At 70.7% G+C, this 22,008-nt stretch carries 22 protein-coding genes; 13 read left to right on the top strand and 9 right to left on the bottom strand.

Annotated features, from left to right (window positions below):
• The first annotated feature begins 2 nt into the window (after positions 1 to 2).
• The 3 genes from ABD287_RS04660 to ABD287_RS04650 are packed head-to-tail and all read left to right on the top strand — an operon-like array spanning position 3 to position 2,907.
• Positions 3 to 665: a 1-acyl-sn-glycerol-3-phosphate acyltransferase gene (locus ABD287_RS04660; protein WP_344168765.1), complete on the top strand. Its 663-nt coding sequence runs from the start codon at positions 3 to 5 to the stop codon at positions 663 to 665.
• Positions 662 to 1,777 (top strand): glycosyltransferase family 2 protein, encoded by a 1,116-nt coding sequence (locus ABD287_RS04655; RefSeq protein ID WP_344168762.1) that lies wholly within the window; start codon positions 662 to 664, stop codon positions 1,775 to 1,777. The genes ABD287_RS04660 and ABD287_RS04655 overlap by 4 nt, the downstream gene beginning before the upstream one ends.
• Positions 1,774 to 2,907: a cytochrome P450 gene (locus ABD287_RS04650; protein WP_344168760.1), complete on the top strand. Its 1,134-nt coding sequence runs from the start codon at positions 1,774 to 1,776 to the stop codon at positions 2,905 to 2,907. The genes ABD287_RS04655 and ABD287_RS04650 overlap by 4 nt, the downstream gene beginning before the upstream one ends.
• On the opposite strand, the gene ABD287_RS04645 is transcribed toward ABD287_RS04650, so the two are convergent.
• From ABD287_RS04645 to fdxA, 4 genes are all read right to left on the bottom strand, one after another.
• Positions 2,864 to 4,054: a glycosyltransferase family 4 protein gene (locus ABD287_RS04645; protein WP_344168757.1), complete on the bottom strand. Its 1,191-nt coding sequence runs from the start codon at positions 4,052 to 4,054 to the stop codon at positions 2,864 to 2,866. The genes ABD287_RS04650 and ABD287_RS04645 overlap by 44 nt on opposite strands.
• 152 nt (positions 4,055 to 4,206) lie before the next feature.
• The gene (locus ABD287_RS04640; RefSeq protein ID WP_344168754.1) at positions 4,207 to 4,881 is read right to left on the bottom strand and encodes an SIMPL domain-containing protein; all 675 of its coding nucleotides are present in this window, start codon (positions 4,879 to 4,881) and stop codon (positions 4,207 to 4,209) included.
• 35 nt (positions 4,882 to 4,916) lie between these two features.
• Positions 4,917 to 6,026, bottom strand: a complete 1,110-nt coding sequence (gene dapC, locus ABD287_RS04635) for a succinyldiaminopimelate transaminase (protein ID WP_344169314.1) — start codon at positions 6,024 to 6,026, stop codon at positions 4,917 to 4,919.
• The gene (gene fdxA / locus ABD287_RS04630; RefSeq protein ID WP_344168751.1) at positions 6,023 to 6,349 is read right to left on the bottom strand and encodes a ferredoxin; all 327 of its coding nucleotides are present in this window, start codon (positions 6,347 to 6,349) and stop codon (positions 6,023 to 6,025) included. Before fdxA ends, dapC begins: the two co-directional genes overlap by 4 nt.
• A 122-nt stretch (positions 6,350 to 6,471) precedes the next feature.
• On the opposite strand from fdxA, the gene ABD287_RS04625 reads away from it, so the two are divergent.
• On the top strand, positions 6,472 to 6,687 hold the full coding sequence (locus ABD287_RS04625; protein WP_344168748.1) for an LSm family protein: 216 nt from the start codon (positions 6,472 to 6,474) through the stop codon (positions 6,685 to 6,687).
• 4 nt (positions 6,688 to 6,691) lie between these two features.
• Here ABD287_RS04625 and ABD287_RS04620 read toward each other — a convergent pair whose 3' ends face one another.
• From ABD287_RS04620 to mshB, 3 genes are read right to left on the bottom strand one after another with little or no spacing between them, the layout of a single operon-like run.
• Positions 6,692 to 7,138 (bottom strand): hypothetical protein, encoded by a 447-nt coding sequence (locus tag ABD287_RS04620; protein ID WP_344168745.1) that lies wholly within the window; start codon positions 7,136 to 7,138, stop codon positions 6,692 to 6,694.
• Positions 7,135 to 7,533, bottom strand: a complete 399-nt coding sequence (locus ABD287_RS04615) for a hypothetical protein (RefSeq protein WP_344168742.1) — start codon at positions 7,531 to 7,533, stop codon at positions 7,135 to 7,137. Before ABD287_RS04615 ends, ABD287_RS04620 begins: the two co-directional genes overlap by 4 nt.
• Positions 7,530 to 8,420, bottom strand: a complete 891-nt coding sequence (gene mshB / locus ABD287_RS04610) for an N-acetyl-1-D-myo-inositol-2-amino-2-deoxy-alpha-D-glucopyranoside deacetylase (RefSeq protein ID WP_344168740.1) — start codon at positions 8,418 to 8,420, stop codon at positions 7,530 to 7,532. Before mshB ends, ABD287_RS04615 begins: the two co-directional genes overlap by 4 nt.
• Before the next feature lie 95 nt (positions 8,421 to 8,515).
• Here mshB and ABD287_RS04605 point away from each other — a divergent pair, with 95 nt between their 5' ends.
• From ABD287_RS04605 to ABD287_RS04575, 7 genes are all read left to right on the top strand, one after another.
• Entirely contained in the window at positions 8,516 to 10,618 is a 2,103-nt protein-coding gene (locus tag ABD287_RS04605) for a prolyl oligopeptidase family serine peptidase (RefSeq protein WP_344168737.1), read from the top strand.
• Positions 10,619 to 10,703: 85 nt separating this feature from the next.
• A complete protein-coding gene (locus tag ABD287_RS04600) occupies positions 10,704 to 12,140 on the top strand; it encodes a TldD/PmbA family protein (protein ID WP_344168734.1) in 1,437 nt (478 codons plus the stop codon).
• Positions 12,140 to 13,564 (top strand): TldD/PmbA family protein, encoded by a 1,425-nt coding sequence (locus tag ABD287_RS04595; RefSeq protein WP_344168731.1) that lies wholly within the window; start codon positions 12,140 to 12,142, stop codon positions 13,562 to 13,564. The genes ABD287_RS04600 and ABD287_RS04595 overlap by 1 nt, the downstream gene beginning before the upstream one ends.
• A gap of 314 nt (positions 13,565 to 13,878) precedes the next feature.
• On the top strand, positions 13,879 to 14,688 hold the full coding sequence (locus ABD287_RS04590) for a hypothetical protein (protein ID WP_344169311.1): 810 nt from the start codon (positions 13,879 to 13,881) through the stop codon (positions 14,686 to 14,688).
• Between the two features lie 10 nt (positions 14,689 to 14,698).
• Entirely contained in the window at positions 14,699 to 16,636 is a 1,938-nt protein-coding gene (locus tag ABD287_RS04585) for a fumarate reductase/succinate dehydrogenase flavoprotein subunit (RefSeq protein ID WP_344168728.1), read from the top strand.
• The gene (locus ABD287_RS04580) at positions 16,636 to 17,619 is read left to right on the top strand and encodes a succinate dehydrogenase/fumarate reductase iron-sulfur subunit (protein WP_344168725.1); all 984 of its coding nucleotides are present in this window, start codon (positions 16,636 to 16,638) and stop codon (positions 17,617 to 17,619) included. Before ABD287_RS04585 ends, ABD287_RS04580 begins: the two co-directional genes overlap by 1 nt.
• A gap of 176 nt (positions 17,620 to 17,795) precedes the next feature.
• The gene (locus tag ABD287_RS04575; protein WP_344168723.1) at positions 17,796 to 18,728 is read left to right on the top strand and encodes a M28 family peptidase; all 933 of its coding nucleotides are present in this window, start codon (positions 17,796 to 17,798) and stop codon (positions 18,726 to 18,728) included.
• On the opposite strand, the gene ABD287_RS04570 is transcribed toward ABD287_RS04575, so the two are convergent.
• A complete protein-coding gene (locus ABD287_RS04570; RefSeq protein ID WP_344168720.1) occupies positions 18,725 to 19,132 on the bottom strand; it encodes a (deoxy)nucleoside triphosphate pyrophosphohydrolase in 408 nt (135 codons plus the stop codon). The two genes, ABD287_RS04575 and ABD287_RS04570, sit on opposite strands and share 4 nt — an antisense overlap.
• Positions 19,133 to 19,457: 325 nt before the next feature.
• Here ABD287_RS04570 and ABD287_RS04565 point away from each other — a divergent pair, with 325 nt between their 5' ends.
• Both ABD287_RS04565 and ABD287_RS04560 read left to right on the top strand, forming a co-directional pair.
• Entirely contained in the window at positions 19,458 to 19,787 is a 330-nt protein-coding gene (locus ABD287_RS04565) for a pterin dehydratase (RefSeq protein WP_344168717.1), read from the top strand.
• Between the two features lie 51 nt (positions 19,788 to 19,838).
• Positions 19,839 to 20,174, top strand: coding sequence for a hypothetical protein (locus ABD287_RS04560; protein WP_344168714.1), 336 nt, complete (start codon positions 19,839 to 19,841; stop codon positions 20,172 to 20,174).
• Positions 20,175 to 20,859: 685 nt separating this feature from the next.
• On the opposite strand, the gene ychF is transcribed toward ABD287_RS04560, so the two are convergent.
• Positions 20,860 to 21,945, bottom strand: coding sequence for a redox-regulated ATPase YchF (gene ychF / locus ABD287_RS04555; protein WP_344168711.1), 1,086 nt, complete (start codon positions 21,943 to 21,945; stop codon positions 20,860 to 20,862).
• Between the last annotated feature and the right edge of the window lie 63 nt (positions 21,946 to 22,008).

Below are 22,008 nucleotides of genomic sequence, written 5' to 3'. Positions count from 1 at the left end.
CCATGACCACGCCGCTGGGCCCGCCGATGCGGCTCGCGTTCCGGTGGATGACCAGCCGGGGCCTTGCCGGGGTGTGGCTGCGCGGCGAGTTGCCGCGCAGCCGAGCGGTGTGGGCGGCGAACCATCACAGCTGGTGGGACCCGTTCCTGGCCGCCACACTGCTCGGCGGCGCCGGGCAGCGGCCCTCGCTGGTGATGCGGGCTGACAACCTGACGCGTTTCCCGTACCTGCGGCAGGTGGAGGTCTTCGGCCATGACCAGCCCCGGCGCGGTCTGGAGCTGCTACGGGCCGGCCGGGTGCTCATCGTGTTCCCGGAGGGCGAGCTGCGTCCGGCCGGCCCGCCGGGCCCGGTAGCGCCAGGAGCGGCCTGGTACGCGATCCGCTCCGGAGCGCCGCTGTGCTCGGCGGCGGTGCGGTTGCTGATGCGGGGCCGGCAACATCCGGAGGCGTTCGTGACGGTCCGTCCGGTCGACGCCACCGGCACGCTCGCCGAGGTCACCGACCGGCTCGCCGCCGTTCTCGCGGCCGATCTGGCCGAGATCGACGCCGCGAACCTGACCACCGATCCGCGCCGTCCGCTGCCCGGGTGGCGGCTGGCGGCGCGGGGGCGCCGCGGCGCCGACGAGAGGGCGACCTGGCGCCGCCCGGAACGGGAGCCTGTATGAGCCGCGCCCTGGCGACCGCGGTCGCCGCCTTCCACCTGGTCAAAACCGCTGGTCTGCTCAACAACCTCGCCGCTTTCCCCACCCTGCGACGGGCGGGGCGGACCGTCCGCGCCGGACGGGTCTCGCTGCTGGTGCCGACCCGGGACGAGGCCGGGCGGCTGCCCGAAGCACTGCCCGGGCTGCTCGCCCAGGACGTCGACGAGATCCTGATCCTGGACGACGAGTCCACCGACGGGACCGCGGAAATCGCGCGCGCGGTGACCGATCCGCGGCTGCGGCTGCTTCCGGGCCGGCCCAAGCCGGAGGGCTGGGTCGGCAAGAACTGGGCGTGCCACCAGCTCGCCGAGGCCGCCACCGGCGACCTGCTCGTCTTCTGCGACGCCGACGTGCGGCTGGCGCCCGGCGCTGTCGGGGCCCTGCGGGACCAAATCGACGCCCAGCGCGCCGATGTCTTCTCGGTGTTCCCCCGCCAGCTCACCGGCACACTGGGCGAGCGCCTGCTGACACCGCTCATCGACGACGTGCTGCTGTCGTTCCTGCCGCACCAGCTGCTGGACGCCCCGGCCCCGTCGGCGGCGACCGCGAACGGTCAGCTGCTGGCGTTCAGCCGTAACGCCTACGACCGGATCGGCGGGCACCACGCGGTGCGCGCCGAGATCGTCGAGGATGTGGCGTTGGGCCGGTGGGCCCGCCAGGTCGGGTTGAAGCTGGGCCTGGCGCTTGGCGGCGACCTCATCCGGGTGCGGATGTATGAAAGCTACGGTGAGGCGGTGCGCGGGTTCGGCAAGAGCATGCGGGCCGCCCACGGCGGCAGCGATCTGGCGTTGGCGGCCAGCGCCGGCTGGCACCTGGCCGCGTACACCCTGCCCTGGCTGCGGTGGCGGGACGGCAGCCTGTGGCGGGCATCGGCGCTGGCCGCGGTGGCGCAGCGGCTGTTGGTCAACGCCAAGACCGGACGTGGCGCGTACGCCGAGGCGGTCCTGCCGCCGGTGACGGCGCTGGCCGCGCTGCCGGTGTACGCGGTGGCGATGCGCCGCACCGCGACCTGGAAGGGCCGCGACTACCCGGTGCCGGCCGGCCGGATCGGCGACCACACCACGGGCGCCCGGTGACGTCCACGCTGGTGGAGCCGACGCCGACGCCGCCGGCCCGCAACGCCGCCAGCCACCTGTGGCGGTGGACCCGCGACCCGCTGGGCCTGCTGTCGGAGGGCGCGCGGCTGGGGCCGGCCTTCGACATCAGGTTGTGGCGCCAGGCCACGGTGGGCTACTCGCCGGAGTGGAACCAGGCCGTTCTCACCGATCTGGAGACGTTCCGTAGCCGGGGCAGTCTGAGCGGGATCACCCCGTATCTGGCCGCCGGGATCGTGTCCACCGACCTGCCCGAACACCGGCCACGTCGCCGGGCGCTCAACCGGCCGTTCTCCCGACCCGCCATGGCCACCTTGGCCGGCCGGCTCCGCGACGTCGCCGACCGCGCCCGGCCGGACGGCGACTTCGACGCCCTCGCGCACGCCAGCGCGCTCATCCAACGGATGCTCAACGCCGCCCTGTTCGGTGGCCGCGTCGACCCGGCGCTGGTCGCGGCGTTCCTGCGGCCCCTGACCGAGCCGATGCCCACGCCGGTCCTGCGTCGTCCGTGGCTGTTCCGCCGGATGAACACCGCAATCGCCCGGACGTTGGCCGACCCGCCGACCGGCAGCGTGGCCGCGGCGCTGGTGGACGTGCCCGGCGCGGTCGAGGAGCTACGGGTGGCGCTGGCAGCCGGGTACGACACGACCGCGCACACCCTGGCGTGGGCGTTGTGGCGGTTGGCGGAGCAGCCCGACTGGGGCGCTCCCGGCCTGGTGGAGCCGTTCCTGGATGAGGTGCAGCGGCTGTACCCGTCCGGTTGGATCGGCAGCCGGGTGGCCACCGTCGACGCCGAGGTGGACGGCGTCCCGTTGCCGGCGGGCCGGCTGGTGCTCTACTCGCCGTACCTCACCCACCGGGATCCGCAGCTGTGGCCGGCGCCGGAGCGGTTCCGACCACAGCGCTTCGTCGACGGGCGTCCGGTCTGGAGCTACCTGCCGTTCTCGGCGGGGCCACGGACGTGCCTGGGCGCCCACCTGGCCCGGTTGATGCTGGCCACCGCGCTGGAGGCGACGCCGGCCGGGCGGCTGACCAGGGGTGTCGGCGACGACGGCATCGTCGCCGGGATCACTTTGCGGCCGCGGGGTCCGCTGCCGATGCGGCTGGGTTGAACGGCGACAACGTCAGGTCCCGGTCGATCCCGTCGATCTGGCGTCGCAGCTCGGCCAGTTGGCCGGCGGCGTCGACGAGCTGCCGACGGGCGATGGCCGACCGGTAGACCTGCTCGTGGCCGGCGGCGAGCTTGTCGATAGTGAAGTGCCGTTGCACCCGGGCCCGGCAGGCGGCCGGGTCCAGCTCGTCGACCCGGGCGAGCGCCGCCGGAAGCTCCTCGGGATCGTCGAGAATGAATCCGGTGACCCCGTCCTCGACGACCTCGTCCACAGCGCCGCCGCGCAGCGCCACCACCGGCGTCCCGCATGCCATGGCCTCGATCATGACCATGCCGAACGGCTCCTCCCACTGGATCGGGAAGAGCAGGCAACGGGCGTTGACGAGCAGCTCGCGCTTGGCCGCCGCGTCGGCGACGCCGAAGACCTTGTCGGTGTCCCGAAGCCGCGGGGTGATCTCGCGGGCGAAGTAGTCCTTCTCGACCGGTTCGGAGCATTTGCCGGCGAGGATGAGCTGGATGCCGGCCTGGTGGGCGGCGTCCAGGGCCAGGTGCGGGCCTTTGGTGGTGTGGAAGCGACCGAGGAAGAGCGCGTAGTCGCCCTTGTCCTCCCGGTACGGCCAGGTGTCGATGGCGAGCGCGTTGTGCACGGTGCCGGCCCAGTTGAAGTGCGGCGCCATCGAGCGTTGCCGGTCGCTGATGGCGATCATGTCGACGTCGAGGCCGAGGGCGCCGTAGTAGCGGTGCAGGTCCTCGTCGACCGGCCCGTGCATGGTGACGACGGTGGGAAGCCCGAGGGCCGCGTACACCGGGGCGTTGAGCGGGCCGGACATGGTGTGGTCGTGCACCACGTCCAGGCCGTCCCCCGCGGCGAGCCGCTCGACGGCACGGCGGGTGAGGACCGCGTGGACTATCTCCGGGAACGGCTCGCCGAGCCGCTCGGGGATGGTGTCCTCCCACACCGGCAGAAAGTCCGCGACGGTGCCCGCGCGTCCGGCGCCAATAAGGGTGACCTGATGTCCTCGGGCGACGAGCGCGTCGGCGAGGTCGGCGACGACCGCCTCCACGCCACCGTAGGCCGCCGGGGGCACATCGAAGTACGGGGGCACGACCAGCGCGATCCTCATTGGACCGCCCGCGACGTCAATCACCGCGACTCCTCTCTCCACACATCCGACACCCCACATACCCGACTGCCTGATGAAAAACACCATAGTGTCGATTGCCAGTTGTGAGATGGAATGTCCGGAAATTGCCCCGGGCGGCGTTGGCGACTGTCCGGCGAGCACGAAAGCGCGAGGACCTAACTGAACGAGGCGACGCTCACAGCGAACCGCATCTCCACCGTCGCGGTCACGCTCTGCCGGGCCGGCTCCAGATCAAACGACATCTCCGTCGCCGACCGGGTGGCCATGGCGCGCATCATGCCGTACTCGGCGACCGGGGCGCCAGCGGACAGTCCCGAATCGGCAAGCACCAGCAGACGTTCCAACCGGACGCCCACCGCTTCGGCGTACTCGCGGGCCCGGTCGACCGCGTCATCGACCGCCGCCTTGCGGGCCTGCCGGCCGGCCGGCGAATCGTGGCGAAGCTCCCACCAGGGTCCGTACACCGAGGCGTGCTCCTGCCGCGCCAGCGCCAACACCAGATCGCCGAGGGCGGCGAAGTCGGCCACCGTCACCGTCGTGGTGAGGCTGGCCACATACGCCGACACCCGGTCGCTGTCCGGTTTCAGCTCGGGGTGGACGTTCGAGCCACTGGTCTCGCGCCGTTCGATCGTCCCGCCGAACCCGTCGAGCGTGGCGCGCAACGCCTCGACCTGGGCGGCGAGCTTGGTCGTCACCCCGTCCCGGGACCGGTCCCGGACGCTGATCGTCACCGACAGGCGGGCGATCTCCGGTTCCACCTCGACGGTCGCCTCGCCGCGCACGGCGATCACAGAGCTGTTGACGTTCACAGAGCCGCTGTTGTCAGTCATGCCCCGACGTTATCGCGGCTCGCGGCCCCGGCGCCTCAGAGCGCCAGACGGGACGCGGCAGCGCTGACGCGCTCATCACTGGCGGTCAACGCGACCCGAACATGCCCGGCGCCGCGTGGGCCGTAGAACTCCCCCGGCACCACCAGGACGCCCCGTCGGGCGAACCACTCCACTGTGTCCCAACAGCGCTCGTCGCGGCTGGCCCACAGGTACAGTCCCGCCTCGGAGTGGTCAATCGTGAAGCCAGCCCCCAGCATGGCTGCCCGTAGAACCTGCCGGCGGGCCGCGTACCGCTGACGCTGCTCGTCGACATGGCCCTCGTCGCCCAACACCGCCGTCATCGCCGCCTGCACCGGCGCCGGCACGATGAGTCCGGCGTGCTTACGCACCGCGAGCAGCTCGTCCACCAACGCCGGATCCCCAGCGACGAAACCCGCCCGGTAACCGGCCAGGTTGGACCGCTTCGACAGCGAATGGGCGGCGAGGACGTTGTCGAAACTGTCGCCACACACCCGCGGGTCGAGAACCGACACCGGCTGCTCGTCCCACCCCAACGGCAGGTAACACTCGTCGGAGGCGACGACCACGCCGCGCTCGCGGGCCCAGTCGACGATTTTGCGCAGATGCGCCGGCGGCAACACCCGACCGGTCGGGTTCGCCGGGGAGTTCACCCACACCAGCCGCACCCGGGTCGACGGCCCCACCGCCGTCAACGCGTCCGCCCGCACGGCTGTCGCCCCGGCCAGCCGGACCCCGACCTCGTACGTCGGGTACCCGATCTCCGGGATGACGACCAGATCGCCGGGGCCGATGCCCAACAAGGTCGGCAGCCAGGCGACCAGCTCCTTGAGACCGATCGTCGGCAGCACCCCGAAACCGTCGGCGGCGCCGCACTCACGGGCGCACCAGGCGGCGATCGCGGCGCGCAGGGCCGGCGAGCCGGCGGTGAGCGGGTAGCCGGGGGCGTCGGAGGCGTCGGCGAGCGCCGCCCGTGCCAGCGGCGGCACCGGGTCGACCGGGGCGCCCATCGACAGGTCCACCAGGCCGTCGGGGTGGGCGGCGGCCACCGCCCGGGACGGCGCGAGCCGGTCCCAAGGGAAGTCCGGCAGCCGGGCCGGGACGCCCGCCCGCCGGTCAGCGGTCAGTGGTCCTCACCACGCGGCGGCTGCCCGGCGACGAACGGGGCGTCCTTGGCGATCTTGCCGACCTTAGAGGCGCCGCCTGGCGAGCCCAGGTCCTCGAAGAACTCGTAGTTGGCCGAGGTGTAGTCACGCCACTGCTCGGGGACGTCGTCCTCGTAGAAGATCGCCTCGACGGGGCAGACCGGCTCACATGCCCCGCAGTCGACGCACTCGTCGGGGTGGATGTAGAGCATCCGGTTGCCCTCGTAGATGCAGTCCACCGGGCATTCCTCGATGCAGGCCTTGTCCAGCACATCGACGCACGGCTCGGCGATGATGTAGGTCACGACTCGTTCCCTCCGCAGTGCGCGCCGCGTCAGCGCGGCCAGACCAGAAAGCCTAGTATCCCGCTGCTGCCGCCCCCACCTGGGGCGCTCATTCGACCGAATCGCATCGGGGGCGCGGAAAGATGCTCGACGAAACGGACATCGGGTCCCGCGTCGTGGTGCGGCGGCACGCCGGGATCCGCGACGGCCGTCCGGTGTTTCGGGACGTTCTGGGCGTCCTGACCGCCGCGTCCGCCCTGGAGCTGACCCTACTGACCCGCGACGGCGACGAGGTCACGGTGCCGGTGGCCGAGATCCACCGGGCCAAGCGCATCCCGCCGTCACCGCCCCGGCGCTGACCGATCAGCGACGGCCGCGACGCCGACCGGCCTGTTCGGCGAGCAGTCGGGAACGCAGATCGCGACCGGCGGCGGTGACCGCCCCGTACCCGAGGGCCGCGCCGACGATCGTCGCGCCGGCCCACTGCCAGATCTGCTTGAAGAACTCGCCCGCGCCGAACGCGAACGGCGTCACGTCGCTGACGAACGGCCCGACGAAGACCGACAGCAGCAGCCCGACCAGCGACCCGACGGCCAGGTCGCCGGCCCAGCGGCCCACCGGATGACGCGTCGCGCCCACCCCGGCCCAGCCGGCGGCCACCACCGCGACCACCGCGAGCATCGCCAGGGTCGCCCCGTCGGCGACCAGGGCGTCGTCGGGGTACCCGAGCCGGACCACCAGCCGGGCCGTCAGGTTCGCGGCGAACAGACCGGCGGCCAGGACCGCCACCGGTAGCCAACGCTGACTCACAGCTCTCCTCCCGACGGGCGGGCCCGCGTCGACGACGGCAGGATCGCCCGGTACATGGCGACGCCGAACGCCAGCGAGCCGGCGAGGTTGGTCAACACCGCGATGCCGCCGCTGACGACCAGCAGATCGCCCTCGTCGCGGCGGCCGGCGGCCACCATCATCAGCCCCAGCCAGGCGATGAACGGCAGCGCCATCGTCCACCGGACACCGGTGGCCACGACGGTGAAGCGGGGCAGCCAGTAGTTGACGACCACCGCCAGCACCACTCCCAGCCCCAGCGGCACGCCACCGATCCGCAGCGGAACCAGGACCAGCTCAAGGACCCCGGTGAGCAGCGCCAACAGCACCGCCACCACCCCGCCGACCACCCGCAACGCGCTATCGAGCAGGGTCACCGGATCGCCTCGATGCCGGCGAACAGGTCCCGCTCCCAGCCCCACGGACCGTGGCCGGGGCCGCGCTCGCCGAACCCGAGCCGGTAGTGCTCATGGCCGGAGTCCTCGCCGCTGAACCCGGTGGCCACGGTGTGCAGCCAGGAGTCCTCGGGCACCTGGGTGGCGTGGGCGCGCAGGGCGGCCAGCTTGGCGTCCTGATGGTCCGGCGCCGCGATGAGCGCCGCGATCTGCTCGTCCGGGGTTCCGAAGGGCAGTTCAGCGGCGCTCTCGACGCCAGCGAACGGGTTCTCCGCCGAATCGCGGAACCGTGCGATCCCGGCGGTCAGCGCGCTGAGCGGCACGGCCGTCCAGTAGATCTTCCGGGGCGCGAAGCCGCCCTCGGCGGCCAGCTCGGCCGCCCGCATGGTGACCCGGTGCGCCTGGATGTGGTCCGGATGCCCGTAGAACCCGTTCGGGTCGTAGGTGACGACAACCTGCGGCCGCACCTCCCGGTACACCTCGACCAGGTGCGCGGCGGCCTCGTCGAGGTCCGCTCCCCAGAAGGCGCGCGGGCGCCCGTTCGTCGGCTCGCCCATCATGCCCGAGTCGCGGTACCGGCCAGCTCCGCCGAGGAACCGCTGGTCGCGCACCCCGAGCGCCGCGCAGGAGGCGGCCAGCTCGGCGATCCGGTAGCCGCCGAGCTGGTCGGCCCGGTCGGCGGCCAGTCCGGCCAGGTGCGGCAGGTGGATCTCGCCCTCCTCGCCGAGCGTGCAGGTGACCAGGGTGACGTGGGCGCCGGTGGCGGCGTAGTGGGCCATCGTGGCCCCGGTGCCGATCACCTCGTCGTCGGGGTGGGCGTGCACGAACACGATCCGTCGGGGGTTGGCTGGGGTGTTCACGCGGGCCACTGTATCCGCCGTGAACAGCAGGCATCTGCGCAGGCAGGACAGCGGATTCCGGGACGTGACACCCGTCCGGGCCCCGTCTGTAGCACCATCGAGGCGTGGACTACCCCGAGCTCTCCGCCCGCACCCAACGGTTCACCCGCGGCGCTCCCCGGGCGGTAAGCATCGTCGGCGACAAGGTGCTGTACCTGCGCTCCGAGGGCGGCGAGGACCCGGTCGACCGGCTCTGGTGCTGGGACCTGGCCGACGGCGGCCCCCGGCTGCTGGCCGACCCGACCACCCTCGGCGACGAGCCGGGGGCGCTCCCGGACACCGAGCGGGCGCTGCGGGAACGGATGCGCCTGTCCACCGGCGGCATCGGCGGGTACGCCACCGACCGGGCCGGGACCGTCGCCGTTTTCGCGCTCGCCGGGCGGCTGCGCCGCGTCGAACTGGCCACCGGGCGGGTCGACACCGTCCCCACCGCTGGACCGGTGGTCGACCCACGCCCGGACCCCACCGGCGAACGCATCGCCTACGTCACCGCCGGCGCCCTGCGGGTCGTCGACCGGGCCGGTCACGATGTCCTGCTGGCCGGCGAGCCACGCAGCGAGGTGACCTGGGGGCTGCCCGACCACATCGCGGCCGAGGAGTTCGGGCGGCACCGCGGCTACTGGTGGTCCCCAGACGGACGTTCGGTGCTCGCCTCCCGGGTCGACCCGGCCCGCGTCGAGCGCTGGCACCTGCACGACCCCGCCGACCCTCAGCGGCCGCCGACGACCGTGCGCTACCCCCGGGCCGGAGGCAACAACGCCGAGGTGAGCCTGCACCTGCTCGATCTCGACGGCGGCTGGGTGGACGTGCGCTGGGACCGGGAGACCTACCCGTACCTGGTGGCCGTCGACTGGACCGACGGCGGCCCGCTGTTCACGGTGCTGCGCCGCTCCCAACAGCACGGCCTGGTGCTGGCGATCGACGCCCGCACCGGCGAGACCCAGGTGCACGCGGAGCTGACCGACGCCCGGTGGGTGGAGCCGATCGCCGGCACGCCCCGACACCTGGCCGACGGCCGGGTGCTGGTCGGAGGGGAACTCATCCACGAAGGCTACGACGCGCACTGCCTGTTCGCCGACGGCACCCTGCTCACCCCGCCGTCGCTGTACGTGCGTCGGGTGGTCGGCACGCTCGGCGCCGACCTGCTGGTGGAGGGCAGCGACGGCGAGCCCAGCGAGCAGCACCTGTTCCGGGTCCGCACCGCGGTGGCCAGCGCCGGGGTCGAGGCCCGCCGGATCACCCACGAGCCCGGCTGGCACACCGCCACGTTGGGCGGGGACGTGCTGGCGGTCGCCAGCGCCTCGATGGACCACTCGGGCGCCCGTTGGCAGCTGTGGCGCGGTGAGGAGCTGCTCGGCGAGCTGCCGTCGGTGGCGACGGCGGCCCCGTTCGCGCCGCGTCCGTCGCTGGAGCGGGTGACCGACCGCCGGCTGCCGGCGTCGGTGCTGTACCCGCGCGGACACGTCGCCGGCCGGCGGCTGGCCGTCCTGGTGGACGGGTACGGCGGCCCCGGCGCCCAGGAGGTGGTCGCCGCCCGGAACCGTTGGCAGGCCAGGCAGTGGTGGGCCGACCAGGGCTTCGCGGTGGTCACCGTCGACAACCGGGGGACGCCCGGGGTGGCGCCCAGCTTCGAGAAGGCGGTCTACCGGCGGATGGCCGATGTCGTCCTCACCGACCAGGTCGACGCGTTGACGGCCCTCACCGACAAGCACCCTGACCTGGATATCTCCCGGGTGGCAATCCGGGGCTGGTCGTTCGGCGGCTGGCTGGCCGGGCTGGCGGTGCTGCGTCGGCCGGACCTGTTCCGCTGCGGGGTGGCCGGGGCGCCGGTGACCGACTGGACGCTGTACGACACCGCGTACACCGAGCGGTACCTGGGCCTGCCGGTCGACGGCGCGGACGTGTACGCCCACCACAGCCTGCTGGCGCTGGCCGCCGAGTTGCCGGCCCGGCCCGAGGACGCCCGCCCGCTGCTGCTGGTGCACGGCCTGGCCGACGACAACGTGGTCGCCGCGCACACGCTGCGCCTGTCCGCGGCGTTGCTGGCGGCGGGCCGTCCGCACGCGGTGCTGCCGCTGCCCGGGGCGTCGCACATGGCCGTCGACGGGATCGCCGAGCAGCTGCTGCGCCTGGAGCTGGACTTCATCCGCCGGGGCCTCGCCCAGTAGGCCCGGGGCCTGGCGGTGGCCGTTGTGGACAATCACCGACGTCGACAGGGGCGAAAACGGGCCGTTGTCGTAATAGGCTCGCCAGATGACTGAGTTCGACGTGGCACAGGCTGCTGTCGCGGCCGCATTGGACGCCGGCGCCCGCTACGCCGACGTGCGGGTGATGCGACGACGCAGCGAGTCGATGACCGCCCGCAACGGCGAGGTCGAGGATCTGTCCCAGAACGAGGACGCCGGCTTGGGCGTGCGGGCGCTGGTCGGCGGTTCGTGGGGGTTCTACGCCACCCCGGAGCTGACCGACCGTGGCGCGGCCGCGGCCGGCCAGTTGGCGGCCCGGATCGCCCAGGCCGGGCAGCGGGCTCCCGGGCCCCGGCTGGAGTTGGCGCGGATCGCGCCGGTGGTGGGCTCGTGGGCGTCGCCGTGCGCCGTCGATCCGCTCTCGGCGCCGCTGGCCGCCAAAGCCGATCTCATGGTCGCCGCCAGCCGGGCGATGCACGAGACGGGCGTGCCGAACGCCGAGGCGCTCTACCACATCTGGGACACCGCGAAGTGGTTCGTCTCCAGCGAGGGCCACCGCATCGATCAGCGCATCCGCGAGTGCGGGGCCGGAATCGAGGCGACCGCGGTCGGCGCCGGCGAGACCCAACGACGCTCCTACCCCAGCTCCGGCGGCCAGTACGGGCTCGGCGGCTGGGAGCTGGTCGAGGCGATGGATCTGGTCGGCAACGCCGTCCGGGTCGCCGAGGAGGCCCGGGAGCTGCTGACCGCCCCGCTGTGCCCGGCCGGCGAGACGACGCTGATCCTCGGCGGCGAGCAGATGGCGTTGCAGATCCACGAGTCGGTCGGGCACGCGATCGAGCTGGACCGCATCCTCGGTTGGGAGGCCGCCTTCGCCGGAACGTCCTGGCTGGACCTGCGGGAGCTGGGCAGCCTGCGGTACGGCTCGGACCTCATGAACATCACCATCGACCCGACGATCCCGGGCGCGTTGGGCAGCTTCGGCTTCGACGACGAGGGCACCCCGGCGGCCGCCCGCGACGCGGTGCGCGAGGGCCGCTGGGTGGGGGTGCTCGCCGGTCGGGACTCCGCCACGGTCGCCGGACTGGACTACGGCGGCAGCGTCCGCTCCGACGGGTGGGCCCGGCTGCCGATGGTCCGGATGACCAACGTCGGCCTGGAGCCCGGCCCGCACACGCTCGACGAGATGATCGCCGCCACCGACGACGGGGTGTTCATGGACATCAACCGCTCCTGGTCCATCGACGACAAACGGCTCAACTTCCAGTTCGGCTGCGAGATCGGATACGAGATCAGGAACGGAAAACGGGGACGGATGCTACGAAACCCGACCTACACCGGGATCGGCCCGCTTTTCTGGCGGTCGATGGACATGCTGTCCAGCGAGTCCGTCGCCTGGGGAACTCCGAACTGCGGCAAGGGACAACCTGGGCAGGTCGGCCACACCGGACACCCGGCGGCCCCGGCCCGGTTCCGCAACGTCCGGGTGGGGGTGTCGGGCTGATGCCGGCCTTCGCGTCTGAATCCGCCGCGCTGGACGTGGCCGCCACCGTGATCGAGCTGGCCCGCGCCGCCGCTGGCAGCGCGCAGGTCGAGGTGTCGGTCGACCGGGCCCAGTCGGCGCTGACCCGGTTCGCCAACTCCTACATCCACCAGAACGTCGCCGACGACGCGACCAGCGTTCGGCTCCGGGTCCACGTCGACGGCCGCACCGCCACCGGCGTCACCACCGTCGCCGATGTCGACGGCCTGCGCGCCGTGGTCGAGCGGACGCTCGCCGCAGCGCGCCTGTGCCCGCCGGACCCGTCCTGGCCGGGGCTCACCGGGCCGACCCCGCTGCCGGGCGCGGCCGACCTGGACGAGGCAACGTTCATGGCCGAAGCGGACCTCCGGGCCGGACTGGTCGGCGACTTCATCGACGCCGCCGGCGGTCTGGAGACCGCCGGATACTGCCGCAGCGGCGGCTGGGTGGGGGCGTTCGCCAACTCGGCCGGCCAGAGCGTCACCGGCCGGGCGGCCGAGGCCGCCATGGACGGCATCGCCCGCCGGGCCGGTGCGGACGGCGTCGCCAGGTGGGCGTCCCCGCGGATCGCCGACCTGGACGGGGCCGCCCTGGGCGCGCGGGCCGCGGCCAAAGCGCTCGCCGGCGGCGACCCGGTCGAGCTGCCCCCGGGCCGGTACGAGGTGGTGCTGGAGCCGCTGGCCGTCTCCGACCTGCTCCAGAACCTCGCGTTCTTCGGCTTCAACGGCAAGGCGCTCGCCGAGGGACGTTCGTTCGTCCGGCTCGGCGAGGCGCAGTTCGACCCGGCGATCACCCTGGTCGACGATGTCTTCGGCGAGCAGGCGAACGGGCGGCCGTTCGACGCCGAGGGGACGCCCAAACGCAGGTTGGAGCTGATCGCCGCCGGTGTGACGGCCGCGGTGGCGCACGACCGGCGTACGGCGGCAGCCGCGGACGCGACGCCGACCGGGCATGCCATCCCGTCGGGGGCCTGGGGCCCGATACCGACGAACCTCTGCCTGTTGCCTTCCGGCGCGCTCGGCGACGCCCGCGGGCGGGGCGCTGATCTCGCGGCGGCCGCCGGGGCCGCTCCGCAGGTCGACCCGGCCGCTGCCGCGCTGGTGAGCGGGGTCGAGCGTGGCCTGCTGGTGTCCGATCTCTGGTACACCCGGGTGCTCGACCCGAAGACGCTGGTGGTGACCGGTCTGACCCGCAACGGGGTGTGGCTGATCGAGGGCGGCAAGGTGACGGCCCCGGTGCGGAACTTCCGGTTCACCCAGTCGTACCCGGATGCCCTCGGGTCAGGGAACGTGCTCGACGTCGGCACGCTGGCGGCGAGCACCCCCGGCGGCTGGGACGGCGGCTCGTGGCGCCAACCCGCGCTGCGCCTGGCGTCGTGGAACTTCACCGGCGGCGCCTCCGGCTGATCTGACCGGGCCCCCGGCAGCGCGCCAGTCTTTGGTAAGGCTTACCTCAGCCCTGGTCAAAATCGCGTGAGGTTCTCCACAAACACCCCGCACTGTGACGTCACGGCTTCCGTAACCCGCAGGCCACGCGCGAGACTCCCTTGCGCACGTCGCCCGACTGGCTCGGCGTAACGTGTGCACCTGCGTGCCGAGATCGGCATGACACGCGTCACAGCCGCGTCACGCCGATGCGGCCGACAACACAGCGAAGTCGCGCGGGCGGTGGCATCACCGCGCGCGGGCTGACCGAGAAGGCGCCCGCCAGGGAGATTCACATGACGACGACGGCACCAGGGCAGCAGGCCCGGCCGCGCGCCGCGATCGCGGCGAAGACACTGCGCACAGACAACTGGCGGCGCCCGCCGCTGACGATCGGCGCGATCCTCGTACTGTTCATCGTCTACGCGACGATCCGTTTGTTCATGGGCAAGTGGTACGTGGTGCCGGAGTTCGGCTACCTGACTCCGATCTACTCGCCCTGCATGTTCGAGGACTGTGTGGCCGAGGCGGCGCACTTCGGTCGGCCGCTGCCAGCTATGCCGTGGTTCATCCCACTGGGTGCGATTGTCTTCCCCATCGTGGCTGGCTTCCGGCTCACCTGCTACTACTACCGCAAGGCCGGCTACCGGTCCCTGTGGGCGTCGCCGCAAGCGTGCGCGGTGCAGGAGCCACACGCCAAGTACACTGGCGAGACCCGCTTCCCGCTGATTCTGATGAACTCCCACCGGTACTTCTTCTACCTGGCGGCGGTCGTCCTTCTTATCAACATCATGGATATGGTGTTGGCTTTCCGGGGCGCTGACGGGAACTTCGGCATCGGCATCGGCACCTTGATCATTGTGGTCAATGTGGTGGCGCTGGCCGGCTACACGGCGTCCTGCCACGCTTGCCGACACGCCTTCGGTGGCCGCCTCAAGCACTTCTCCAAGCACCCGCTGCGCTACCGGATGTGGACCTTCATCTCCAAGCTCAACCCCAAGCACGGCACCTTCGCCATGATCTCGCTGTGGACCGTCATGCTGACCGACTTCTACATCATGTCCGTAGCTGCTGGGTGGATCACCGATCTGCGGATCTTCAACTGAGGGCCGGGAAATGACTGAGCGAATCGAAAGACACCACTACGACGTCGTCGTCATCGGCGCCGGCGGTGCCGGTCTGCGCGCGGCGATCGAGGCCCGGCTGGCTGGCAAGAAGACCGCGATCATCTCCAAGTCGCTGTTCGGCAAGGCCCACACGGTCATGGCCGAGGGTGGCGCGGCAGCCGCCATGGGCAACGTCAACAGCAACGACAACTGGATGGTCCACTTCCGCGACACCATGCGCGGCGGGAAGTTCCTCAACAACTTCCGGATGGCCGAGCTGCACGCCAAGGAGTCCCCGGACCGCATCTGGGAGCTGGAGACCTACGGCGCGCTGTTCGACCGCACCAAGGACGGCAAGATCTCCCAGCGCAACTTCGGCGGACACGAGTACCCGAGGTTGGCGCATGTGGGCGACCGCACCGGCCTGGAGTTGATCCGCACCCTGCAACAGAAGATCGTGTCGTTGCAGCAGGAGGACAAGCGGGAGTTCGGCGACTACGAGGCCCGGATCCGGGTCTTCGACGAGACCACGATCACCGAGCTGATCATGGATGGCGACCAGATCGCCGGGGCGTTCGGCTACTACCGGGAGTCCGGCGCATTCGTCCTGTTCGAGACCTCGGCCGTGGTGCTGGCCACTGGCGGCGTCGGCAAGTCCTACAAGGTCACCTCGAACTCGTGGGAGTACACCGGCGACGGGCACGCCCTGGCGCTGCGCGCCGGCGCGAACCTCATCAACATGGAGTTCCTCCAGTTCCACCCGACCGGCATGGTCTGGCCGCCCTCGGTGAAGGGCATCCTGGTCACCGAGTCGGTGCGTGGCGACGGCGGCGTCCTCAAGAACACCGAGGGCAAGCGGTTCATGTTCGAGTACGTCCCGGACGTGTTCCGGAAGATGTACGCCGAGACCGAGGAGGAGGCCGACCGCTGGTACACCGACCCGGACAACAACCGGCGCCCGCCTGAACTGCTCCCCCGCGACGAGGTCGCCCGGGCGATCAACTCCGAGGTGAAGGCCGGTCGCGGCACCAAGGCCGGCGGCGTCTACCTGGACGTGTCGACCCGGATGCCGGCCGAGACCATCCGCAAGCGGCTGCCGTCGATGTACCACCAGTTCAAGGAGCTGGCGGACGTCGACATCACCAAGCAGCCGATGGAAGTCGGGCCGACCTGCCACTACGTCATGGGCGGCGTCGAGGTCGAGCCGGACTCCGGCCACGCCACCGGCACGGTGCGCGGCCTGTTCGCCGCGGGAGAGGTCTCCGGCGGCATGCACGGCTCCAACCGGCTGGGCGGCAACTCGCTGTCCGACCTGCTGGTGTTCGGCAAGCGGGCCGGCGAGCACGCCGCCGCGTACTCCGCGCAGCTGACGGCCCGCCCGAAGGTGGACCAGGCCGCGGTCGACGCGGCCGCCGGCGCCGCGCTGGCGCCGCTGTCCCGCCCGGACGGCGAGAACCCTTACCACCTGCAGCACGAGCTGCAGGAGATCATGGGCAATCTGGTCGGCATCATCCGCCGCGAGGGCGAGCTGACGGACGCGATCGCCAAGCTCGCGGAGCTGCGCAAGCAGGTCGCCAACGTCGGCGCTCCCGCGGGTCGCCGGTACAACCCGGGCTGGCACCTGGCGTTGGACCTGCGCAACATGCTGGTCGTCTCCGAGTGCACCGCGAAGGCGGCGTTGGAGCGCAGGGAGTCGCGTGGTGGCCACACCCGCGAGGACGCGCCGGCGATGGACCCGACGTGGCGCACCGTCAACCTGATCTGCTCCCTCGACGCCGACCAGGTGGCGCTGACCCACAAGCCCGTGCCGACGATGCGGCCGGAGCTGATCGGGCTCTTCGACCGGGTCGAGCTGGGCAAGTACCTGACCGAAGACGAGCTGTCGAGCTTCGACGCCCTGGCCGGCGCGGCCGTTTCGGGCGATGCCCTCGCGAAGGAGGCGAAGTAATGGGAAAGCGTAACTTTCGCATCTGGCGAGGCGACGAGACCGGCGGCGACCTGAACGATTACCAGGTCGAGGTCAACGAGGGCGAGGTCGTCCTCGATGTCATCCACCGGCTACAGGCCACCGAGGCGCCGGACCTGGCGTGCCGGTGGAACTGCAAGGCCGGCAAGTGCGGCTCCTGCTCGATGGAGATCAACGGTAAGCCGCGCCTGGGCTGCATGACCCGGATGTCGACGTTCGAGGAGACCGAGACCGTCACGGTCACCCCGCTGCGGACCTTCCCGGTCATCCGGGATCTGGTCACCGACGTGTCCTTCAACTACCAGAAGGCGCGCGAGACCCCGGCCTTCGAGCCGCCGGCGGACCTGGCGCCCGGCGAGTACCGGATGAAGCAGGTAGATGTCGAGCGGTCCCAGGAGTTCCGCAAGTGCATCGAGTGCTTCCTGTGTCAGAACGTGTGCCACGTCGTGCGGGACCATGAGGAGAACAAGGCCGCCTTCTCCGGGCCGCGGTTCTTCATCCGGGCCGCCGAGCTGGACATGCACCCGCTGGACGCGCGTACCGACCGCAAGGAGCACGCGCAGGAGTCCATGGGTCTGGGTTACTGCAACATCACCAAGTGCTGCACGGAGGTCTGCCCCGAGCACATCACGATCACCGACAACGCGATCATCCCGATGAAGGAACGCGTCGTCGACAGGAAGTACGATCCTCTGGTGTGGCTTGGTAGGAAGATCTTCCGGCGGGACCAGCTCGCCGACGGCGCGACGGACACGACGGTGGGCAGTGTCCACACTGCGGAGCTGGACGGCGTGAACTGGGGCCGGCCGAAGCCGACGCCGCAGGCGGCGTCGGTCAACGCGGACGGCACTCTCGGCATCACGGAAATCACCTTCGACCGTCCGGCGGCGGCGTCGCCGTTCGGCGACGACCAGGAGTTTCCGCTGGACCCTGAGGGTTTGAACTACCACCGACCCAAGAGCTAGTCAGTCACGCCGGCCCGGAGGCCGGCCCGGCTCCGCGACGGCGGGCGATCAGATGATCGCCCGCCGTCGCGCCTTTCGTCAGCCCGCGGATAAATCGACGCCTGGCTATTTTCAAGTGATCGACTCCCCCGTAACGTATCGACATCTGTAACTGCTTTGATGTCGAGGGAGTCAACATGCTGCGGCTTCGTGCCCTGCTCGCGAGCGGGACCGCCGTCACCCTGTCCGCCGTGTTGACGCTCGCGTACGCGCCACAGTCGACCGCCGCCACCGCGACGACCACAGCCGCGCTCGTCCGGGTCGACCCCCCGACGGTCCCCGACGAAACGTTCATCGCCCACCTGCGGCAGTTCCAACGGATCGCCGACGAGAACGGCGGCACCCGGTACCACGGTCGTCCCGGATACAAGGCCTCCGTCGACTACGTCGCCTCGACACTCACCGCGGCCGGCTACCAGGTCACCACCCAGCCGTTCACCTACAGCGGCGCCACGAGCTGGAACCTCGTCGCGGAGTGGCCGCACGGCGACGCCAACAAGGTCGTCATGGTCGGCGCGCACCTGGACTCGGTGTCCAAAGGACCGGGCATCAACGACAACGCCACCGGCTCGGCCGCGGTGCTGGAGAACGCGCTGCTCGTCGCCAGATCGAACCTGCGGCCGGACAAGCGGCTGAGGTTCGCCTGGTGGGGCACCGAGGAACTCGGTCTGGTGGGATCCAAGCACTACGTCGCGAGCCTGAGCGCGGCCGACAAGAAACGCATCGAGGTATACCTCAATTTCGACATGGTCGGCACCAAGGGCCTCACGAAGTGGCGCGTCTACAAGGAGTCGCCGGACCTGTCGGCGCAGTGGAAGGCCTACTTCCGGACCGTCAACGTCGCCACCGAGGACTACAACGCCGGGTCGGACCAGATCAGCTTCAACAACGCCGGCATCAAGGTCAGCGGGTTCGGCGGCAAGATGGACGACAAGTGCTACCACCTGGCCTGCGACACCCTCAGCAACAACATCGATCCGAGGGTCATGGGCATCAGCGGAAACGCCATCGCCTATCTGTCCTGGAAGCTGGCCGGCGCCAAGGCGGCCGCTGGGGCCCGGCCGGCCTAGCGACGCCCGGCCGCCCGGGCGCTGAGCAACGGACGCAACGCGTCGACGATCGGGGCGTCCGCCGGCAGCCACGGCACCGTGTCCAACTCGTCGGCGCCGAGCCATCGCAGCTCGCTGTGCTCGACCGCCCTTGGCTTGGCCGGCCCGTCGATCTCAGCCACGAACACCTTGAGGACGGCGTCGCGCCCGGTCAGCCGGATGTCCGCGCCGACCCGGTCGCCGACGATCACCGTGACCTCCAGCTCCTCCACGCACTCGCGGATGAGCGCCTCGGTCTCCGACTCCCCCGGATCGACCTTGCCGCCGGGGAACTCCCACTGGCCGGCCAGCGCGGCCGGCTGAGCCCGTTCGCACGCCAGCACCCGGCCATCGGCGATGATGGCAGCGCCGACGATCACTGTCATGGCCGCCTCCTGCGGTTCACGCGGGAGCGGCACTTGAATGTCATTGGAGCGTCCTGATACCCATTCGGTCGGCACGCCCGACTACCTTGCCAGATAAGTCGTCGTTCGTGGTAGCGCCGTCACCCGGCGGGCTCTCAGAACACGAAACGACCGGCCATGGACACGGCCCACCACGCGGGGCAGACTGTCAGACACGTGAATGACAGTCTGGCGTCGATTTGATCACCAGAACGTCTCGGTCAGCTGTCGTTCCCATGAGGCCCACCCACCCGAGCGCCAGACCAGCCAACGGTCCGGCAGCCCCGTGGCCAAGGAGGAACCGGCGGTGCGAGTGTCCTGGCGAGCCGGCCGCCGGCCGGACTACCTTTCAGAAGCGCTGGCGCTGTTGTCGGGCTGGCGCAGCGACGGTCCACTGCTGCGTCGCGACCTCACCCTCTCCGACAGCGAACACGCCGCCTTGACCGAACGCATCCAGGTCGCCGCAGACGCCCTCCAGGTCCGCCCGCAGGTCCGTCGGACCGCCGGCCAAACAGTGATCAAGCTCGACGCCCGGCACGACGACGGGCGCGGACCTACCCCCTCGCTGACCCCGAACGCGGTGGCGTTCGCCGCCCGGATCGAGCATGCCTACCGAGCCGTCCTCGACAACCCCTGACCGGGACGGTCAATGACCGCCTACGCGCATCTGGGCGCTTAGCATCACGGCATGGGCAAGCGACGCAACACCTACCTGCCGGCGTTGGCCGTCGGGCTGCTGCTGCTCGGGTCGGTCGCCGGGTGCGCCGGCGCTCCGGGGCCGAACAACGTGGCGGAGGTCGCCACCGGGCACCTGTCCAACTTCTGGGCCGGGCTGTGGCACGGAATCATCCTGCCGATCACATTCGTCGTGTCGCTGTTCACCGACGAGATCAGCATCTACGACGTTCACAACAACGGGAACTGGTACGACTTCGGCTACGTGCTCGGACTCAGCTTCCACGGCGGCGTTTTCGGCCAGGGAAGCCGAGCGGCGTCCTCCCGCAGGAGCCGGGGTTCCGGCTGATCCCGCACTCTAATCTCACCATTGATTGAATTAAGTTGCCTGCGGCGAACAACCGCGGAACACGGAAGACGCCCCCCTCGGGGGCGTCTTCCGTGCTTATCCCGATCAACTCATTGAGGTATGGACGACTGATGGCTCGAATCAGCGACGCCTCCTCTCACCAGCGACGCCAACGCTCGCACGAGATGCCGTCGCGGTCATAGTCGAGATGCCTGTTCTGCCGGTAGACCCAGTTGTTTCGCTCGAAGTTCCAGACGGGACGTTCACCCCAGCGTGTCCGGTCCCGGGCGCCTCGGAGTCCCACTCCGTGCGGATAGTCCCGGTTCAGTTGGTAGCAGCTCGCGTACCAGTCCTGCCCCGGGTGCCCCGGCCCAGGGTGTCCCGGCCCAGGGTGTCCCGGCCCAGGGTTTCCCGGCCGCGGCGGCGGGGGGGCGGGGGCGGCGGAGACAGGGGCAGCGGCCGTCAACGCGGTCGCCCCGGCAATGAGAGCAGTCATGGCTGCCTGAACGATTTGTTTTCTCATGAGGCCGAACCTAAACCCGGCCCCACCGCTTGTTCAAGCCTCTGGGCCGATTACCCGAAGGGCCGCACGGAGGTGCCAAAAAGCGCTACCCCAACGTCAATTCACGCCTCGGAAAGCACCGGAAGCACGCCGATTGAAACGTGCCTCAGGCGTTTCAATCGCTCAGACGTTAAAGCGAAACTCGACGACGTCGCCGTCGCGCATGACGTAGTCCTTGCCCTCGATCCGCACCTTGCCGGCGGCCTTCGCCGCGCTCATCGAGCCAGCCCCGACCAGATCGTCGAAAGAGACGACCTCGGCCTTGATGAAACCGCGCTGGAAGTCGGTGTGGATGACCCCTGCCGCCTCGGGCGCCGTCGCGCCGACCGCAACGGTCCAGGCGCGGGTCTCCTTGGGGCCGGCGGTGAGGTAGGTCTGGAGGCCGAGAGTGCCGAAGCCGACCCGGATCAGCTGGTTGAGTCCGGGCTCGGACTGCCCGATCGACTCCAACAGTTCCAGCGCCTCGTCCTCGGGAAGGTCGATCAGCTCAGACTCGACCTTGGCGTCCATGAAGACCGCCTCGGCGGGGGCGACCAGGGCGCGCAGCTCGTCGAGGAAATCCGCGTTGCCCAACTCGTCCTCATCGACGTTGAAGACGTAAAGGAACGGCTTGGTGGTGAGCAGGTGCAGCTCACGAAGCTCGTCGAGGTCGATGCCGGCCTTCTCGGCGCCCACGTAGAGGGTTACGCCGGTATCCAGCAGCTTCGCGGCGGCCGCCGCGGCGGCGGCGATCCCGGCCCGGTCCTTCTTGAGCCGGGCTTCCTTCTCCAGCCGCGGCACAGCCTTTTCAAGGGTCTGGAGGTCGGCCAGGATCAGCTCGGTGTTGATGGTCTCGATGTCGTCGGCGGGCGAGACCTTGCCGTCGACGTGCACCACGTTGGGGTCGGAGAAGGCGCGGACGACCTGACAGATCGCGCTCGCGTCCCGGATGTTCGCCAGGAACGCGTTGCCCCGGCCCTGGCCTTTCGAGGCGCCCCGGACCAGGCCCGCGATGTCGACGAACGACACCGGCGCGGGCAGGATCTTCTCCGAGCTGAAGATCTCCGCCAGCGTCGCCAGACGCGGATCAGGCAGGCCGACGACGCCGACGTTGGGCTCGATGGTGGCGAACGGGTAGTTCGCGGCGAGCACATTGTTGCGGGTGAGCGCGTTGAACAGGGTGCTCTTGCCGACATTGGGCAGGCCGACGATTCCGATGGTGAGCGACATGCGTCCTCGACACTTCCCTGCTAGTCGGTAGAAGTTTCCGCCAGCCGATAGAGAGTTCCCCTG

This window comes from Pilimelia columellifera subsp. columellifera (genome assembly GCF_039532605.1).
Taxonomy (GTDB): Bacteria; Actinomycetota; Actinomycetes; order Mycobacteriales; family Micromonosporaceae; genus Pilimelia; species Pilimelia columellifera.
The sequence above is the reverse complement of the archived record's forward strand: the minus strand, read 5'-3'. Positions and strand labels throughout refer to the sequence as shown.

Bases quoted from the DNA above. Each gene is read 5' to 3' on its own strand.
- ABD287_RS04660 (WP_344168765.1), top strand. From the start codon at position 3: ATGACCACGCCGCTGGGCCCGCCGATGCGGCTCGCGTTCCGGTGGATG.
- ABD287_RS04655 (WP_344168762.1), top strand. From the start codon at position 662: ATGAGCCGCGCCCTGGCGACCGCGGTCGCCGCCTTCCACCTGGTCAAA.
- ABD287_RS04640 (WP_344168754.1), bottom strand. From the start codon at position 4,881: ATGACTGACAACAGCGGCTCTGTGAACGTCAACAGCTCTGTGATCGCC.
- ABD287_RS04625 (WP_344168748.1), top strand. From the start codon at position 6,472: ATGCTCGACGAAACGGACATCGGGTCCCGCGTCGTGGTGCGGCGGCAC.
- ABD287_RS04600 (WP_344168734.1), top strand. From the start codon at position 10,704: ATGACTGAGTTCGACGTGGCACAGGCTGCTGTCGCGGCCGCATTGGAC.
- ABD287_RS04595 (WP_344168731.1), top strand. From the start codon at position 12,140: ATGCCGGCCTTCGCGTCTGAATCCGCCGCGCTGGACGTGGCCGCCACC.
- ABD287_RS04590 (WP_344169311.1), top strand. From the start codon at position 13,879: ATGACGACGACGGCACCAGGGCAGCAGGCCCGGCCGCGCGCCGCGATC.
- ABD287_RS04585 (WP_344168728.1), top strand. From the start codon at position 14,699: ATGACTGAGCGAATCGAAAGACACCACTACGACGTCGTCGTCATCGGC.
- ABD287_RS04580 (WP_344168725.1), top strand. From the start codon at position 16,636: ATGGGAAAGCGTAACTTTCGCATCTGGCGAGGCGACGAGACCGGCGGC.
- ABD287_RS04575 (WP_344168723.1), top strand. From the start codon at position 17,796: ATGCTGCGGCTTCGTGCCCTGCTCGCGAGCGGGACCGCCGTCACCCTG.
- ABD287_RS04570 (WP_344168720.1), bottom strand. From the start codon at position 19,132: ATGACAGTGATCGTCGGCGCTGCCATCATCGCCGATGGCCGGGTGCTG.
- ABD287_RS04560 (WP_344168714.1), top strand. From the start codon at position 19,839: ATGGGCAAGCGACGCAACACCTACCTGCCGGCGTTGGCCGTCGGGCTG.
- ychF (WP_344168711.1), bottom strand. From the start codon at position 21,945: ATGTCGCTCACCATCGGAATCGTCGGCCTGCCCAATGTCGGCAAGAGC.